This is a genomic window from Mangrovibacter phragmitis, from assembly GCF_001655675.1.
Taxonomy (GTDB): Bacteria; Pseudomonadota; Gammaproteobacteria; order Enterobacterales; family Enterobacteriaceae; genus Mangrovibacter; species Mangrovibacter phragmitis.
This window is the reverse complement of the sequence record NZ_LYRP01000043.1, coordinates 38,304-55,816: the sequence shown is the minus strand read 5'-3', so window position 1 is coordinate 55,816 and position 17,513 is coordinate 38,304. Positions and strand designations below refer to the sequence as shown.

Genomic DNA, 17,513 nt, shown 5'->3' with positions numbered 1-17,513 from the left:
TCACTGGCTACTCCTGCCAGATACCGACACTGGGTATATCCCCGACCCAGGCCACACCGCGATACATGCCTTCCGTGTTGAAAGGCATCACAACGTGGCCTTCACGGTCGATAGCAATTAATCCACCTTCACCATTAAGCGCCACCAGCTTCTCTTTAATAACCCTGTCAGCCGCTTCCGGCAGGCTGACGCCACTGTATTCCATCAGCGCAGCTACATCGTAGGCTGCCAGCATACGAATAAACACTTCTCCGGTTCCGGTACAGGATACAGCCACATTAGCATTATTGGCATAACACCCGGCACCCGGTAATGGCGAATCGCCCACCCGGCCGGGACGTTTATTGGTCATACCGCCTGTAGACGTTGCTGCAGCCAGATTTCCCTGTGAATCCAGGGCAACAGCGCCTACCGTGCCAAATTTAGTATCAGGTGAAATCGGTGGCACTGGCACATCGTGGTCAAGAAACACCTGCTCCTGGCCACGAGCCTGGCGGAGTTGCGCGGCACGTTCCGCTGTGGAAAAAAAATCAGGTGCCACAATTTCCAGCCCCTGCTCACGGGCAAACTGCTCTGCTCCGTCACTGATGAGCAAGACATGCGGGCTGTTATCCAGTACAGCACGAGCGGCCAGAATGGGGTTACGCACACAACGGACACCCGCCACCGCACCAGCATCAAGCCGCCGCCCGTCCATAATACAGGCATCCATTTCATGTGTGGCGGCGTGGGTAAATACTGACCCCGTACCTGCATTAAACAGCGGAATATCTTCCAACAGGCGCACGGCTTCGGTCACAGCATCCAGCGCACTGCCGCCAGCCGCAAGGATTGCCTGCCCGGCCAGCAATGTCTGGTGTAATGCCTCTGTATACTTGCGCGCTGTTTCCGGGCTGGTATTGCTGCGAGAAAGTGTCCCTGCGCCACCATGAATCGCTATCACCGCTTTTTCCATTGAGATCTGTCCTGAATAGCATCGTCAGTATGAGATAATCCTGTGATTATTATGTGTTACTGTACTGTCAGTAGTTTATTTCGCAACAGTTAACCACAACGAATGCTGGATTCGTTACCTGCACTATTTAGTGTAGACAGTACATCCACTTGCCTGCTTGCCAGGCTGGATCATTCGTCATTCTGTGACCGGGCATTTTCTGCCATAATAACCGCCATTCTTTTTACCAGCGCAGGAGCGTTAACATGGCGCAGCCCAGTGAGTTAATTTCCCTTGATACGGCGCTGGAACAAATGTTGTCTCAAATCGTACCGATTTCGGCTACCGACATTGTTCCCCTGACCGCCGCCTTTGGCCGTATTCTGGCAGAGAATATTCTTTCCCCTCTCGATGTCCCTGGCTTTGATAATGCCGCAATGGATGGTTATGCCTTGCGGGAAGAAGACTTTTCCGCCAGTACCCCAGTGCCTGTTGCCGGTAAAGCTTTTGCCGGGCAACCCTTCACGGGAGAATGGCCTGCAGGAACATGTATACGCATCATGACTGGCGCTCCGGTACCTGAAGGCTGTGATGCCGTCATTATGCAGGAAGACGTTACCGCCAGTGACGATGGCATTATGATTAACCGCGCCATCAAGTTACATCAAAACATTCGCCGCCGTGGTGAAGACATTGCCCGGAACGCTGTGGTGTTTTCAGCCGGGCAACGCCTTACGGCTGCGGAAATTCCGGTGATTGCCTCACTGGGCATTGGTGAAGTTTGTGTAACGCGCAAAGTAAAAGTTGCCGTGTTCTCCACAGGCGATGAGCTTCAGCAACCCGGCAAGCCGTTAGGCCCGGGGCAAATTTATGACACCAACCGGCTAACAGTGCATGTCATGCTGGAGCAATCCGGGTACGAAGTGATCAACCTGGGTGCTGTGCGTGATGACCCCGCTTTGCTGCGGGAAACGTTTCAGAAAGCCGACCAGGTGGCAGATGTCGTGATCAGTTCCGGTGGGGTTTCTGTTGGTGAAGCTGACTACACCAAACAAATTCTCGATGAACTGGGTGCTATCCATTTCTGGAAACTGGCAATGAAACCAGGTAAGCCTTTTGCTTTTGGCAGGCTCAGCCATAGCTGGTTCTGTGGGCTACCGGGCAACCCAGTCTCAGCCGCGGTAACATTCTACCAATTAGTATTACCCATGCTGGCCCGCCTTGGCGGGCAAACCGGTTTAGCAGGAGGCAAGCGCCTGCGGGTGAAAACCACTCAGCGCCTGAAAAAATCACCAGGCCGACTGGACTTCCAGCGTGGTATTTTGCACACCGGAGACACCGGTGAGTTAGTGGTCAGCAGTACTGGCAACCAGGGTTCCCATATATTCAGCTCTTTCCATACGGGTAACTGTTTCATCGTGCTGGAACGCGAACGCGGCCATGTCGAACCGGGTGAATGGGTGGATGTCGAGTTGTTTAACCACTTGTTTGGGGGCTGAAATGGCTGAATTGTCCGATGGCGAAATCCTGCGTTATAACCGGCAAATTTCACTGCGCGGTTTCGACTTCGAGGGCCAGGAAGCGCTCAAAGAATCGCGTATGCTGGTTGTCGGGCTGGGCGGGTTGGGTTGTGCTGCAGCACAATATCTGGCAGCGGCGGGCGTCGGCCACCTGACATTGCTTGATTTCGACACAGTTTCGGTTTCTAACCTGCAGCGCCAGGTGTTACATACCGACGCGAAACTGGGGCAGCCTAAAGTGGAATCGGCTCGCCAGTCGCTCGCTGCCATCAACCCATTGGTGCAGATAACCGTGCTCAATGCGTTGCTGGAAGGCAGTGATTTGGACAATCTGGTCAGGGAACATACGCTGGTGCTTGACTGTACGGACAACGTTACCGCTCGTAACCAGCTTAACCAGAGCTGCTTCAACCACAAAGTACCTCTGGTGTCTGGTGCGGCGATTCGTATGGAAGGGCAAATCAGCGTGTTCACCTGGCAACAGGATGAGCCCTGCTACCGCTGCCTGAGCCGCCTGTTTGGTGAAAATGCACTCACCTGCGTGGAAGCCGGGGTGATGTCCCCACTGGTGGGGATTATTGGTGCGCTTCAGGCAATGGAAGCGATTAAAGTCCAGGCACAGTTTGGCACTCCGGTGCGTGGCAAAATACTGATGTATGATGCCATGAGCGGGCAGTTCAGGGAAATGCGTCTGCCACGCAATCCAGGCTGTGAAGTCTGTGGCGCAGCAGCCAGTTAGCCATACAGACCGTCATGCTGTACGCTGGCCGGGCGTTTGCCTGGCCGGATACGCCTGACGGAATCGCGAACCGCCAGCGAGCCATTGAGTAACAGTGTCCCGACCGGGGCTTCAGGGCGAATCAACCGCTGTTGTAAAACATGCACGGCCTCTTCGCCCAACGTATCACGCGGGACATGCACTGCGGTTAAGGAAACATCCTGAATAACGGCAAGATTGAACCCATCAATACTCATCACAGAGATATCCTGCGGTACCCGCAAGCCGGCTTTTTGCAAGGCACTTACTGCGCCTGATGCCATAAAATCCCCACCCACCAACAGAGCACTGGGTAAACAAGAAGCAGGCAGGCCGTCAAGCCACTGAGCAACAATACGTTCACTTTCCGCCGCGCTAAAATTTTCGGCAATCAGCAAGTTATCCGCCGGAGAAAATGGCAGGTTATGGGCATCCCAGGCATCCCGAATCCCCGCCAGGCGTAACTCCATCGTGTAACGACGCAGGCACAATAGATTCATGACAGACTTATGCCCCATATCAAACAGGTAACTGGCGGCAAAAGCACCAATTAACGCATGATCCGGTGCCACGACGGGCAAGCGCATTTTCTGGTCGCGGCAGTTAATCAACACACAGGGCTTACCGATGTCGACCACCAGGTCGTGAATATGTGGGTCATCAATCCCCAACAACAGTGCAGCCTCGGTCTCTTTTTCGTTCATGCGGCTCAGAAATGCATTGGTATCACTGTCGTTTTCTTCCAGTGCACAAAACCGTAACCGGACATCATGAGCAGCAACTGCCTTACTGATTCCCTGAATGACCCGGTAGTAAAAGATATCTGAACGCTCATCAAATGCCCGTTGTGGCGCAAACACCACAATGCTGTTAAGCAACAGCCTGCCTGCCGCCATTCCCTGAAATACACCCAGTTCCCGGGCGCAGGCCATAACCTGTTCGCGAGCGCGCTGGCTGGTATTGGCTTTTCCTGCCAGTACGCGTGAAACAGTGCTGATGGAAAGCTGCGTTCGCGCCGCAATTTCGGTGATTTTTAGCTTTTTATCCATTTTGTGATCTTGCTCCATTTGTGAAATGAAAAAATTTTCATTTTCTACAAATAAGACGATAACCGGGCTGATAACGATCATGACAAAATATTTTGGCTCTGTATGAGAATATTTGCACAAAATCCGCTATTGCCTGTTTTTTTTCTCCTTTAAGGTGAATTCACCAGCTAGCTTCCATACTAGTTTCACTGGTAATGATGATAGATAAATTCAATAATTATCAACAACATATAAACAATTACACCTGAGACATATCCCCTACCGTCCGTCTTGTGGAGAAAAAGAAATGAGTCAGGACATTAATACCCCAGTCGCGGTCAGCAAAACCCGCCGCGTTATTAAAAACCTGCGCTGGTATATGCTGGTGCTGTTCTTACTTGGCGTCACCGTAAACTATATAACCCGTAACTCTCTCGGTATTCTGGCACCAGAACTGAAAACCAGCCTGGGTATCACTACAGAACAATACTCGTGGATTGTCGGTGCATTTCAGTTGGCCTATACCTTGTTCCAGCCTCTGTGCGGTTGGTTAATTGATGTCATTGGCCTGAAGATAGGCTTTATGATTTGTGCCGGGGTGTGGGCACTGATGTGTATCCTGCATGCCGGTGCCGGCTCCTGGATACACCTTGCTATTTTACGCTTTATGATGGGCGCTTCTGAAGCCGCAGCTACGCCAGCGAACGCCAAAACCATTGGTGAGTGGTTTCCGAAATCAGAACGCCCGGTTGCGGCGGGCTGGGCAGGCGTTGGCTTTTCGATTGGTGCCATGCTTGCACCACCAATCATCTATTTCGCTCATGCATCTTTCGGCTGGCAGGGCGCCTTTATGTTTACTGGCGTACTGGCCTTTTTATGGGTAATTCTGTGGTGGGTTTTTTACCACAATCCAGATAAACACCCGAATCTGAGCAAGAACGAGCTTGACTATATCAGGCAAGATAACGAGCCTCCTGCAGTTAAACTGCCCTTTTTTACTGCACTGAAAACAGTGTCAAAAAACAAACGCTTCTATGGTATTGCCATTCCCGCATTTATGGCTGAACCCGCCTGGGCTGTGCTGAGTTTCTGGGTGCCACTCTATCTGGCGAAAGAATATGGTATGGACCTTAAACAGATAGCGATGTTTGCCTGGTTGCCCTTTCTCGCAGCCGACCTTGGTAGTGTTGCCAGCGGCTATCTGACTCGCGTATATACCCGTTTTTTTGGCTGCACTCGTATCAACTCTGTAGTCGCCAGTTCAGTCACCGGTGCTTTTTTAATGATCTCACTGGCCATCGTGGCCTTTATCCGTGACCCGTACATCACCATTGTTCTTATCTCTATTGGTGGATTTGGTCACCAAATCATCTCCTGCATGTTAAGCGCCCTGGTGGTGGAGTCCTTTGATAAAGGGCAGATGGCAACAGTAAACGGCATGCGCGGTTCTGCGGCCTGGATTGCCAGCTTCCTGTTCTCACTGCTTATTGGTGTCACTGCCGACAAGATTGGTTTTAACCCACTGTTTATTGCAATGGGCTTCTTCGATTTGATAGGCGCAGTCTTCTTAGTGATGTTCATTGCTGAACGCCGCGCCGCACGTAACTAAAGGATAAGTCACTGATGAAAACCCTGAAACACTGGCGCGTTGCGCACATTGATGAGCACCAGGCTGTACTGGATGTTGAGGAAAAACATCAGCTCTGTATCACTCTTTTAGAACCGGGTATGTTCCGGGTGAGCCTGAAACGCCAGGGGAAATGGAGTCTGGATCGCACCTGGTCTGTAGCGCCAGGCGAAGAGGATACACCGATTTCTGGCCGCCCGCGTGATGCACTTACCGGGTTCACCCTGCCGCCAATGGACGCGGAACAACAAGGCGCTACGCTCACCCTTACCAGTGAACAATTACGTGTAACCGTTCATCAGCCTTTATGGCTGGAATGGCATTACCGTGATGCAGCAGGCGAGTGGCAGTTTATGGCAAGCGACCGGCCAACCAGTGCTTACCTGCTCAATGCCCATGGTGATGGCGTTGCCCACTACCAGCGCCGGTTCGCCCAGGAGCGTTATTACGGCCTGGGTGAAAAAGCAGGCGATCTGGTCCGCAACGGCAAACGTTACGAAATGCGCAATCTGGATGCTATGGGGTATAACGCCCAGTCAACAGACCCATTATATAAACACGTTCCATTTACCATTACTCGCCGCCCTGATATCAGTTTCGGCCTGTTCTACGACAACCTGAGCAGTTGCTGGTTTGACTTAGGTAACGAACTGGATAACTACCATACCGCCTACCGGCGCTGGCAGGCCGAGGCGGGCGATATCGATTACTATATTTTTACCGGTAAACAGGTGCTGGATGTCACTAAAGCGTTTGTACGCCTCACCGGGAAAACCTTTTTTGGCCCGAAATGGAGCCTGGGTTACAGCGGTTCAACCATGCATTACACCGATGCACCGGATGCCCAGAATCAGTTAATGCAGTTTATATCGCTGTGCCAGCAACATGCTATTCCCTGTGATTCCTTCCAGCTTTCATCGGGTTACACTTCCATTAACAATAAGCGTTATGTGTTTAACTGGAACTACGACAAAGTGCCTGATCCCAATGCTCTCAGTGCGGCGTTCCATGATGCCGGGTTACACCTGGCTGCGAATATCAAACCCTGCCTGTTGCAGGATCATCCACAATATGCACAGGTTGCCGAACAAGGACTGTTTATTCAGGATTCTGAAACCGGACAGCCTGAACGCTCCTGTTTCTGGGACGACGAAGGCTCTCATCTTGACTTCACCAATCCCGCTACAATTGCCTGGTGGCAGGAAGGCGTTACCCGCCAGTTACTGGAAAAAGGCATCGATTCCACCTGGAATGACAATAACGAGTATGAAGTCTGGGATGGAGAAGCACGCTGCTTCGGCTTTGGGCAACCTGTCGCCATTAAACATATGCGCCCGGTGATGCCTTTGCTGATGATGCGCGCTTCTATGGAAGCCCAACAGAAGTTTGCGCCAGAAAAGCGGCCATATTTGATTTCACGCTCGGGTTGTGCCGGGATGCAACGCTACGTACAGACCTGGAGTGGTGATAACCGGACCAACTGGCAAACCCTGCGCTATAACACCCGTATGGGTCTTGGGATGAGCCTGTCTGGTCTGTATAACGTCGGTCATGATGTTGGTGGCTTTTCGGGCGACAAACCTGATGCGGAGTTGTTTGTTCGTTGGGTACAGAATGGTGTCATGCACCCACGGTTTACCATTCACTCATGGAATGATGACCAGACGGTGAATGAACCCTGGATGTACCCGGCGGTTACGCCAGCTATTCGTGGAGCCATTGCACTGCGTTACCGCCTGCTCCCTTATTTGTATACTTTATTGTGGCAGGCGCACCAGGATGATGAGCCGATGCTGCGCCCGACATTCCTCGACCACGAGCATGACGCACAAACCTTCGTGGAGTGTGATGACTTTATGCTGGGCCGCGATATTCTGGTTGCCAGTGTGGTTGAGCCTGGTGCCCGGGAAAGAACATTATGGCTGCCAGACAATGAGGCTGGCTGGTATGACTTCTATACGGGTGAATGGTTTGCTGGCGGCCAGTGGGTAACCCGCCCGGCACCGCTGGAAACCTTGCCTTTACTGGTTCGGGCAGGAGCCGGGTTGCCACTGAGTGGGAATATCGGCCATGTTAACCCTGCGGCTGATAACAAACGCACACTACAACTGTTCCCATTGCGTAACCCGGGTAGTTGTAATGGCATGCTGTTTGAAGACGACGGTGAAAGTTGGGGTTACCAGACGGGTAACGCCCTGTGGGTTAACTGGGCGATGACATGTACTGCTGAAGAAATTCAGTTAACAATAACGGCCGAAGGGGATTACCAGCCAGCCTGGCAAGGCCTTGATGTACAGCTTCCGGCGGGAGAAACCCGCAGATTAGTCATTAACGGTGTGGAAAGTATGCACTGGAGGCGCTAAAAACACGCGGAAGTTATGCTGGCAAGTAACGCGGCTTCCAGGCTTCCCGGAAGCCGCGCTACTTACTCAAACCAAACAGGGTTACTCAATACCTTTGCTACGCAGGTAATCCTCATAGCCACCGGTGAAGTCAATAACACGTTGCGGGGTTATCTCCAGCACGCGGGTTGCCAGTGAGCTGACAAACTCCCGGTCATGGGAAACGAAAATCAATGTTCCCTGATACAGCTCCAGCGCGGCATTCAGCGATTCGATAGATTCCATATCCAGGTGGTTAGTTGGCTCATCCATAATCAGGATATTGGGTTTTTCCATCATCAGTTTGCCGAACAGCATCCGCCCTTTTTCGCCACCCGACAACACGCGGGCAGGTTTCTTAATATCATCCTGGCTGAACAGCAAGCGCCCCAGCACACTACGCACTGCCTGCTCATCATCACCTTCCTGTTTCCACTGGCTCATCCAGTCAAACACTGTCAGGTCGTTGTCAAAATCGGCCGCGTGATCCTGAGCGTAGTAACCAATACGCGCGTTCTCAGACCATTTCACTTCGCCAGCTTCAGGCGTCAGTTCACCCACCAGAGTTTTCAACAATGTGGATTTCCCCACACCGTTGGTACCCAGAACAGCAAGACGTTCACCCACTTCCAGCAACAACGACACATCGCTGAACAACGGGCCATTATCAAAGCCTTTCTTAATCTTTTGCACTTCCAGTGCATTACGGAACAGTTTCTTGTCCTGTTCGAAGCGAATAAACGGGTTCTGACGGCTGGACACTTTCACTTCATCCAGTTTGATTTTATCAATCTGCCGGGCGCGGGAGGTTGCCTGACGGGATTTTGATGCGTTAGCACTAAAGCGACTGACAAAAGACTGCAGCTCGGCAATTTGCGCTTTTTTCTTGGCATTATCAGCCAGCAGGCGTTCACGCGCCTGGGTTGCCGCCGTCATGTACTCGTCATAGTTGCCCGGGTATACACGCAACTCACCATAATCGAGATCCGCCATATGTGTGCAAACCATATTCAGGAAGTGACGGTCATGGGAAATGATTATCATGGTGCTTTCACGTTCGTTAAGCACCTGCTCCAGCCAACGAATGGTATCGATATCAAGGTTGTTGGTCGGTTCATCAAGCAGCAGAATATCCGGGTTAGAAAACAGTGCCTGTGCCAACAGCACACGCAGTTTCCAGCCAGGGGCCACTTCACTCATCAAACCATAATGCTGCTCCATTGGGATACCCACCCCCAGCAACAATTCCCCCGCGCGCGCCTCTGCGGAATAGCCGTCCATTTCGCCATATTTCACTTCGAGGTCGGCAACTTTATAGCCATCCTCTTCACTCATTTCAGCGAGGGCATAAATACGGTCGCGCTCCTGTTTCACTTCCCACAGTTCACCATGCCCCATGATCACGGTATCCAGCACGGTGAACTCTTCAAAAGCAAACTGATCCTGGCGCAATTTACCAATACGTTCGTTCGGATCGGCGGACACATTCCCAACGGACGGGGCCAGGTCACCCCCCAGTATCTTCATGAAGGTGGATTTGCCGCTACCATTGGCGCCTATCAGGCCATAGCGGTTTCCGCCGCCAAACTTAACTGAGATATTTTCAAACAGCGGCTTACTGCCAAACTGCATGGTGATATTACTGGTGACTAACACAGGCTCTCTTCCCAAAAAATGTGACAAACGATCTATTATGCCACAAAACCTGCCATGACGCCCGTCAGTGGTTCGCTCCGTTTTCCCCTCTGAAGAAAAAAAATGTGATTTCATCCACATCTGAATTCCCAGCAAGTAAGAATAAACCTATAATGCGCCACTACCTGTTTTTTCAACCAACGGCCCATGTGGCATCGTGACTTGCATAGCGCAATATGAACATGAAATTACGTACTCTTTTACTGGCAGCATTTTCTGTGGTGAGTTTCTGTAAAACCGCCTCGGCTGTGACCTATCCCCTGCCCACTGACGGCAGCCGTTTGATTGGTCAAAATCAGGTTGTTACTATTCCGGACGGCAGCAGGCAACCGCTGGAATATTTTGCATCAAAATACCAAATGGGGTTGTCCAACATGCTTGAGGCAAACCCGGGTGTGGATGCATACTTACCAAAACCAGGTACCGTCCTGAACATTCCTCAACAATTGATTTTGCCGGATACCCCCCATGAAGGCATTGTTATCAACAGTGCTGAAATGCGTTTGTATTACTACCCGGCAGGTACCAATACGGTTGTCGTGCTGCCAATTGGTATTGGTCAGTTAGGTAAAGACACGCCTATCAACTGGGTAACCAAAGTTGAGCGGAAAAAAGCCGGCCCAACCTGGACGCCCACGGCCAAGATGCATGCTGAATATGCCGAGATGGGTAAACCGTTACCGGCCGTTGTTCCGGCTGGCCCGGATAACCCGATGGGGCTGTATGCGATGTATATTGGCCGCCTGTACGCCATTCACGGTACCAACGCCAACTTTGGTATCGGCCTGCGTGTGAGCCACGGTTGTGTGCGTCTGCGAGCTGAAGACATTAAATATTTATTTGACCATGTACCAGTTGGTACCCGCGTTCAGTTTATTGATGAGCCGGTAAAAGCCACTACCGAGCCAGATGGTTCACGGTATATTGAAGTGCATAATCCGCTTTCCACAACGGAAGCTCAACTGACCAATAACGAAGTGGTTCCAATTGCCCTGACCAAAAGCGTTCAGGCTGTGACTAATGAACCCGACGTTAACCAGGAAGTCCTGAGCCAGGCCATTGAGCAACGCTCTGGTATGCCTGTTCGCCTTAACTGAGGCTATGCGGCGTCTCTATAAAAATAAAGCTAAAGCTAAAGCGGCCTGCGGGCCGCTTTTTTATTACCCGTATTCAGCAAGGTTTCTGCTCACTCTGCTGTTGTTGGGTAAAACGCGCAAATGCCGCGAGGGTTTCTTCACTAACATGGTGCTCCATGCCTTCCGCATCTACCCTGGCAGTTTCAGGGCTTATCCCGAGCGCTAATAAAAAATGTTCCACAATGTGGTGGCGCACCCGGTTTTCCTGTGCCAGAGCTTCACCTTCTGGTGTCAGAAAGATACCGCGCCAGGGAATCTGCTCTATCAACCCCATTCCGGCAATGCGCTTAAGCATTTTTGCGACAGTTGGCTGAGAGACCCCTAAACGGGCTGCCATATCAACCTGGCGAGCTTCGCCCACTTCGCGAATTAAATCAGAAATAAGCTCAACATAATCATCAACCAGCTCTCGTCGGTGCGCCTCCCGAACCTGACGAAAACCCTCAACATGTTCCTCAACATTAACTAATTGAGTGGCGCTATCCGTATTATTTTTTCCGGCGCGACGGACCATAGTGATTCCTCTTTCTTTCGCGATGGTGTCATCACGGGGCTGTCATTGTAATCCAGCCTGTCCCTGACGCAAAAAAAACATAAATAGCCATAGCTATATAACATAGCTCATGCTATATCTGTATATAACACAACCAGCATGGAAAGTTGGTAACGCTACTGATGCCACCAGGGAGGCCACAATGAATGAAGTAAAGAGGTGCCTAAACGTGTTCAGTCATTCTCCTTTTAAAGTACGCCTGATGTTATTGCAATTGCTGTGTGAGCGGCTTAGCGGCTCACATCGAGATTGCGACGACAAACGCGCCTGATAATTGTTTATCTGCTGTGGTGAATCAGCCAGTTAACGGCGGCTGTCATATTATTGTCAAATTTGTAACCCTCCTCTCAAAACGGACGCCTCTGCCCCGTTGAAGTTAGCCCTGCAACGCTTTATCTTCGTCTCACCTTGCATAAGAAAATCTGATACATGAAACAGCAAGGTATACCTACACCTTTCCGCCTGGGTCGCAACGGCGTTTCTTGATGTCATAACTTATGAGCTTTATTACTAAAGACACACCCGCCATTACACGTTTATCGTTTGATTTCTGGCCATTATTTTATTTTGTTCTGGCTTTTTTTATTAATACATCCATGGGCTATGGCATCAGTTTTTTCTATACGTTTGCATTTGCTTCTCTGCTCATTGCTCTTCATACACTGGCCCCCAGATGCCAGAAATTACTTATTCTGATATCTGGTCTGCTTGCCGCATTCTACTATCCATTTGCCATGGTTTGGGGTGCTCCCAACTTCAATACATTATTGGCTCTGCATGCCACAAATATGGAAGAGTCGACCGAAATTTTGACGCTCTTTCCGTGGTACAGTTACGCCGTCACTCTCCTCATTTTTTCACTCACGGTATATGCTCTGCGCAGGCCGATAAAAGCAGCACAACCAAAACGTTATGTTACTGGTATTTGTTGTGCCTTCAGCCTGGTGTGTATTTTTATTGCTCCAGTGCAAAACCGGGTATACGGGGGGGTTTTCGCGCTGAAAGATACCGGTTACCCGGTAGCAAGATTTGTGAAAGATGTCGCGGAGAATAACCAGTCAGTAGTACGCGAACTCAAACGCATGCAGCGACTCTCCGCACAAAAAGATACCTGGCAGATTACGCAAGTGGCAGCACGCTACCATATCTATGTTCTGGTCATTGGTGAAAGTGCACGCCGTGATGCATTGGGTGCGTTTGGCGGTCAATGGGATAACACGCCTTTCGCAAGCCACGCCAATGGCGTCCTGTACTCCGACTACATATCTGCAAGCGCATCAACACAAAAATCGCTTGGGCTGACGCTAAATCTGATTGAAAACAGTAAGCCGCAATACCAGAACAATATCGTTACACTGGCTAATCGCGCTGGTTTCCAGACATGGTGGTTTTCTAACCAGGGTAAAATCGGGCAATATGATACACCCATCGCCAGCATTGCCCGTCGTGCAGACGAAGTGCAATTTCTCAAAGATGGCGATTTTGAAGATAACAAAAATAGTCAGGACACTTCACTCCTGTCTCTCACGGCTCAGGTGCTGGCGGTAAAGCGCCAGCCAACGCAACTTATCGTGCTGCATCTCATGGGATCTCACCCACAAGCCTGTGACCGCACACAAGGGCATTACAGCACCTTTGTGGTATCTGAAGAGACATCCTGTTATCTCTACAGTATTACCCAAACTGATATGCTGTTAAAAAATCTCTACCAGCAATTGCAGCAAAGTGGTGAATCTTTTTCTTTGGCCTACTTTTCTGATCATGGGTTAACTTTTCGCGAGCGCGGTACACAAAGGCAGTATCTCGCGCATGATGATAAGTTCCACCAGAATTACCAGGTACCGTTTTTGGTACTGTCCAGCGATGACACAGCACACAACGTGAATACGACACCACGTTCCGCAAATGATTTTTTGCTGTTCTTTTCACAATGGACTGGCATCAAAACCCAACAGATTCCGTGGCGATATACCTTTCACTCTGCAGAGTCTGCAGGCCCGCGTTATGTCACCAATTTCAAGTTAAGAAAAATACTCTGGCAGGAACTGGGTGAAGACAGCTTTGGGGCAGCTTCGCGCTAAACGTACATTCGCGGAGTACAAATTATCGCAGGCAAAAAAAATCCGCCATCAGGCGGATTTTTTATTCCCTGAAAAGGGATTAGAAGCGGTAACCTACACCAGCGATCCAGGTGCCAACGTCAACGCTACGAATGCGGCTTTGTTCATAGGAGAAGTCCAGCGCGACGTTTTCAATCGGGTTGAACTGCAGACCAGCGCCATAAGAGAAGCCGTAGTCGCTCATATCGCCTTTTTCCGGGTAGTCAGTCTGCTGGAATTTACCATAGCCCAGACCAATTACACCGTAGATGCTTGCCCAGTCGTTGATGCGGTAAGCAGGACCTGCAGTGATGCCGTAGTACTGGCTTTTATGGTACACACTGTCTTCACTGCGATTTTTTTCGGTATAAGTGAAGGAACTGATTACACCCAGCGGGCTGTTATCAAATTCATAGCGGTATTTCAGGTTGAAACCGCCAGCTTTGTTAGCAGCGCCCTGCATATCGCTCTGAGCGTAACCACCAGTAACAGTGCTGGTACCTGCAAATGCAGAACCTGCGGAAACGGCCAGAACGCAAGCCAGTGCTGAAAGACATGCAATTTTTTTCATAACCACCTCAAATGTGCTTCAAATAATTCCGTAAGTTTCCAATATATCAAACTTATGAAAGAAACTCCTGCCGTTTTGTGTTGTCTAAAGCAGAATTTCCTGTAACAGAAACTTTCCTGAAGATTAGTTTTCCTTATTTTTCATATAAGTAAACCAACCACCGCTTGTTTATTAATCACTTATAATTTGTATTAATAAAGGATTATTCCTAATACGCGTTATATTCATAAGCTCAATGGATGGCTATTGTATGCTGCCTTCCACCATTTTTTTTCAATAGAACATCAACCAGCCCCACTAAAATCCACTAGAATAAGCGTCGCTTTTGCCTTGTGGCCTAACGACTAAATCTGTTGATGAAAGGACGCTCATGCCAGCACAACTGCGCAAATCCCTAAAATCTGCTTTGCTCCCTGTTTTTGTTCTGATAATTGCCATGATTTCTATTCAAAGTGGCGCATCGCTGGCTAAATCACTTTTCCCTGAGGTTGGCGCGCCGGGTGTGACTGCGTTACGTCTGGCTTTGGGTACACTGATGCTGGCACTCTTCTTTAAACCCTGGAGATTGCGTTTTACTGCGGAGCAGCGTATTCCTCTACTGGTGTACGGTATTGCGTTGGGGGCAATGAACTACCTGTTCTACCTGTCTATTCGCACCGTTCCATTAGGCATTGCTGTGGCACTGGAATTTACTGGCCCACTCGCCGTTGCCCTCTTTTCGTCGCGGCGGGTTGTTGACTTTGTATGGGTGATTCTGGCGATACTGGGCTTATGGTTTCTGTTGCCTCTGGGGAAAAATGTTGCCGGAGTGGATTTAGCTGGTGCGTTGTATGCACTGGGGGCGGGCGCGTTTTGGGCACTGTATATACTCTTTGGTCACCGCGCAGGGGCTGATCATGGACCGGCTACTGTGGCTATGGGATCACTGATAGCCGCTATTATCTTTGTGCCACTGGGTATGTTTCAGGCCAGTGCCGGGTTATGGCAGTGGGCTGTACTCCCTGTGGGATTGTGTGTCGCGTTGTTATCCACCGCACTGCCCTATTCCCTGGAAATGATTGCCCTTACTCGTCTGCCACCCCGTACATTTGGCACACTAATGAGTATGGAGCCAGCCCTTGCTGCTATTTCCGGGTTAATTTTTCTTGGTGAAACACTCACCTGGCCTCAGGGGCTGGCGCTTATTTCTATTATTGTTGCATCTGCAGGCTCTACCATGACCCTGCGTCGTGATGCACAAATTCAGAGAATTGATATTAATTAATATTTACATTTAAAATTTTTCTTCCCATAAATAACCCGTTCACTCGGGTTATTTTTTTGCAAAGAAAAAAATCATAGCAAGCTTGAACTTATTTTTAACATACAGGCCCCATCAGAAAGATATATTCATAAAGAACATTCTGATAATTTCCTTTCACTAACCCGGCATAAAAAACATAACCAATTGATATGTTTTAAAAAATCAAAAAATGACTGCGATAGCTATTTAACTGATAGGTAGTGACAGAAATAACCTTCACCGATCAACTGCTATAATTGGTTGCGTAAGAAATTTGGAACCTGACGAGAGAGGATATCGACAATGAGTACTGCGAAACTGGTTAAAATGAATAAAACCTCACTTCTGTATACGCGTAACAACGTCGCTGACAGTGATAAAAAAGCTACGATTGAATTACTTAACCGTCAGGTGATTCAGTTTATTGACCTGTCACTGATAACCAAACAGGCTCACTGGAATATGCGCGGCGCCAATTTTATTGCTGTACACGAAATGCTTGATGGTTTCAGGACTGCACTAACTGACCACCTCGACACCATGGCAGAACGTGCAGTACAGCTCGGCGGTGTTGCTCTTGGTACCACACAGGTAATCAATACCCAGACACCACTGAAAAGCTATCCGCTGGATATTCATTCAGTTCAGGATCACCTTAAAGAACTGGCCGAGCGTTATGCCATTGTGGCAAACGATGTACGTAAGGCTATAACAGAAGCTAAAGACGAAGATACAGCGGATATACTGACTGCTGCATCCCGTGATCTGGATAAATTCCTGTGGTTTATCGAATCCAATATCGATTAAAACTACAGCGGCCATAACACATAGTTAAACCGTTAACTAAAGTGACATGCACCATAAAAGCGCACTCCAGTGCGCTTTTTTTTCGAACCAGGTAAATAAGATAAGTCTAATTGGTTGCAAATACGTAAAATACGGCTATTGTTTCAGCGGAATACGCATCAAAAACCACCACCCTGTTGGTGAGTGATGCATTGCACCATAACAAAGCCCCAAAACAGTGCATTAATACTATCTTGCATCACTGTTTGTGCGATGTTACATATCCCTCATAAGCAAAAACAATATGTTGTAAATCTGGCACGATTTTTTCATGTTGCGCATGCTTTCGCAGGGGCTTGCCCCAAGGTTTAACTAAGGAAACGCTATGAAGTCTATTTTAAAAGTCTCACTGGCTGCACTTACCCTGGCCTTTGCTGTTTCTTCTTCGCACGCAGCAGAGAAAAAACTGATTGTGGCAACCGATACTGCATTTGTGCCATTTGAATTCAAACAAGGCGATAAATACGTCGGGTTTGATGTGGACCTGTGGGCCGCTATCGCTAAAGAAGCGAAACTGAATTACACACTGAAACCGATGGACTTCAGCGGGATTATTCCTGCACTGCAAACAAAAAATATTGATGCAGCCATTGCGGGCATCACCATCACTGACGAACGCAAAAAAGCGGTCGATTTTTCTGATGGTTACTACCACAGTGGTCTGCTGGTAATGGTCAAAGCCAACAATAACGACATTAAAAGTGTCAAAGATTTAGATGGCAAAATTGTTGCAGTGAAAAGTGGTACCGGCTCAGTTGATTACGCTAAAGCGCATATCAAAACCAAAGAACTGCACCAGTTTCCCAATATTGACAACGCGTATATGGAACTGGGCACCAACCGTGCTGACGCTGTGCTGCACGACACGCCAAACATTTTATACTTCATCAAAACCGCGGGTCATGGTCAGTTCAAAGCGGTAGGTAAATCGCTGGAAGCACAGGAATATGGTATTGCTTTCCCGAAAGGCAGCGAAGAACTGCGTGATAAAGTTAACGCAGCGCTGAAAACTCTGAAAGCGAACGGTACTTACAACGCTATCTATAAAAAATGGTTCGATACCGAGCCTAAATAATAAAAAAAT

15 protein-coding genes are annotated in these 17,513 nt (G+C 49.2%); 10 read left to right on the top strand and 5 right to left on the bottom strand.

Features of this window, described 5'->3' with window-relative positions; translation table 11 throughout:
* Positions 1–7: 7 nt before the first annotated feature.
* On the bottom strand, positions 8–955 hold the full coding sequence (locus A9B99_RS17905; RefSeq protein WP_064599885.1) for an isoaspartyl peptidase/L-asparaginase family protein: 948 nt from the start codon (positions 953–955) through the stop codon (positions 8–10).
* Positions 956–1,200: 245 nt separating this feature from the next.
* Between A9B99_RS17905 and moeA the strand changes: the two genes are divergently transcribed.
* Together moeA and moeB are read left to right on the top strand one after the other, a co-directional pair.
* Positions 1,201–2,433, top strand: a complete 1,233-nt coding sequence (gene moeA / locus A9B99_RS17900; protein WP_064599883.1) for a molybdopterin molybdotransferase MoeA — start codon at positions 1,201–1,203, stop codon at positions 2,431–2,433.
* A 1-nt stretch (position 2,434) separates the two neighbouring features.
* Entirely contained in the window at positions 2,435–3,193 is a 759-nt protein-coding gene (gene moeB, locus A9B99_RS17895) for a molybdopterin-synthase adenylyltransferase MoeB (RefSeq protein ID WP_064599881.1), read from the top strand.
* Here moeB and A9B99_RS17890 read toward each other — a convergent pair.
* Positions 3,190–4,260, bottom strand: coding sequence for a LacI family DNA-binding transcriptional regulator (locus A9B99_RS17890; protein WP_064600259.1), 1,071 nt, complete (start codon positions 4,258–4,260; stop codon positions 3,190–3,192). The two genes, moeB and A9B99_RS17890, sit on opposite strands and share 4 nt — an antisense overlap.
* Positions 4,261–4,546: 286 nt before the next feature.
* On the opposite strand from A9B99_RS17890, the gene A9B99_RS17885 reads away from it, so the two are divergent.
* Both A9B99_RS17885 and A9B99_RS17880 read left to right on the top strand, forming a co-directional pair.
* Positions 4,547–5,848, top strand: coding sequence for an MFS transporter (locus A9B99_RS17885; protein WP_064599879.1), 1,302 nt, complete (start codon positions 4,547–4,549; stop codon positions 5,846–5,848).
* A gap of 14 nt (positions 5,849–5,862) precedes the next feature.
* Complete coding sequence (locus A9B99_RS17880; protein WP_064599876.1) at positions 5,863–8,229, top strand: glycoside hydrolase family 31 protein; 2,367 nt, start codon at positions 5,863–5,865, stop codon at positions 8,227–8,229.
* A gap of 81 nt (positions 8,230–8,310) precedes the next feature.
* On the opposite strand, the gene A9B99_RS17875 is transcribed toward A9B99_RS17880, so the two are convergent.
* The gene (locus A9B99_RS17875; protein WP_064599874.1) at positions 8,311–9,903 is read right to left on the bottom strand and encodes an ABC-F family ATPase; all 1,593 of its coding nucleotides are present in this window, start codon (positions 9,901–9,903) and stop codon (positions 8,311–8,313) included.
* Positions 9,904–10,118: 215 nt separating this feature from the next.
* On the opposite strand from A9B99_RS17875, the gene ldtB reads away from it, so the two are divergent.
* Positions 10,119–11,039, top strand: a complete 921-nt coding sequence (ldtB, locus tag A9B99_RS17870) for a L,D-transpeptidase (RefSeq protein WP_064599872.1) — start codon at positions 10,119–10,121, stop codon at positions 11,037–11,039.
* A 73-nt stretch (positions 11,040–11,112) separates the two neighbouring features.
* On the opposite strand, the gene mntR is transcribed toward ldtB, so the two are convergent.
* The gene (gene mntR / locus A9B99_RS17865; protein WP_064599870.1) at positions 11,113–11,592 is read right to left on the bottom strand and encodes a manganese-binding transcriptional regulator MntR; all 480 of its coding nucleotides are present in this window, start codon (positions 11,590–11,592) and stop codon (positions 11,113–11,115) included.
* A 181-nt stretch (positions 11,593–11,773) separates the two neighbouring features.
* On the opposite strand from mntR, the gene mntS reads away from it, so the two are divergent.
* Together mntS and A9B99_RS17860 are read left to right on the top strand one after the other, a co-directional pair.
* Positions 11,774–11,902: a manganase accumulation protein MntS gene (mntS, locus tag A9B99_RS23410; RefSeq protein WP_074388832.1), complete on the top strand. Its 129-nt coding sequence runs from the start codon at positions 11,774–11,776 to the stop codon at positions 11,900–11,902.
* Positions 11,903–12,128: 226 nt separating this feature from the next.
* Complete coding sequence (locus tag A9B99_RS17860; RefSeq protein ID WP_064599868.1) at positions 12,129–13,712, top strand: phosphoethanolamine transferase; 1,584 nt, start codon at positions 12,129–12,131, stop codon at positions 13,710–13,712.
* A gap of 79 nt (positions 13,713–13,791) precedes the next feature.
* On the opposite strand, the gene ompX is transcribed toward A9B99_RS17860, so the two are convergent.
* Positions 13,792–14,301 carry an outer membrane protein OmpX gene (gene ompX / locus A9B99_RS17855; protein ID WP_064599866.1) on the bottom strand — a complete coding sequence of 170 codons (510 nt, stop codon included), beginning with the start codon at positions 14,299–14,301 and terminating at the stop codon, positions 13,792–13,794.
* A 370-nt stretch (positions 14,302–14,671) separates the two neighbouring features.
* Here ompX and rhtA point away from each other — a divergent pair, with 370 nt between their 5' ends.
* The 3 genes from rhtA (at position 14,672) to glnH (ending at position 17,504) form a co-directional block, all read left to right on the top strand.
* Complete coding sequence (gene rhtA, locus A9B99_RS17850; protein WP_064599864.1) at positions 14,672–15,565, top strand: threonine/homoserine exporter RhtA; 894 nt, start codon at positions 14,672–14,674, stop codon at positions 15,563–15,565.
* Positions 15,566–15,886: 321 nt separating this feature from the next.
* Positions 15,887–16,390 (top strand): DNA starvation/stationary phase protection protein Dps, encoded by a 504-nt coding sequence (gene dps / locus A9B99_RS17845; RefSeq protein ID WP_064599861.1) that lies wholly within the window; start codon positions 15,887–15,889, stop codon positions 16,388–16,390.
* Between the two features lie 364 nt (positions 16,391–16,754).
* Positions 16,755–17,504 (top strand): glutamine ABC transporter substrate-binding protein GlnH, encoded by a 750-nt coding sequence (glnH, locus tag A9B99_RS17840; protein ID WP_064599859.1) that lies wholly within the window; start codon positions 16,755–16,757, stop codon positions 17,502–17,504.
* Positions 17,505–17,513 lie beyond the last annotated feature (9 nt).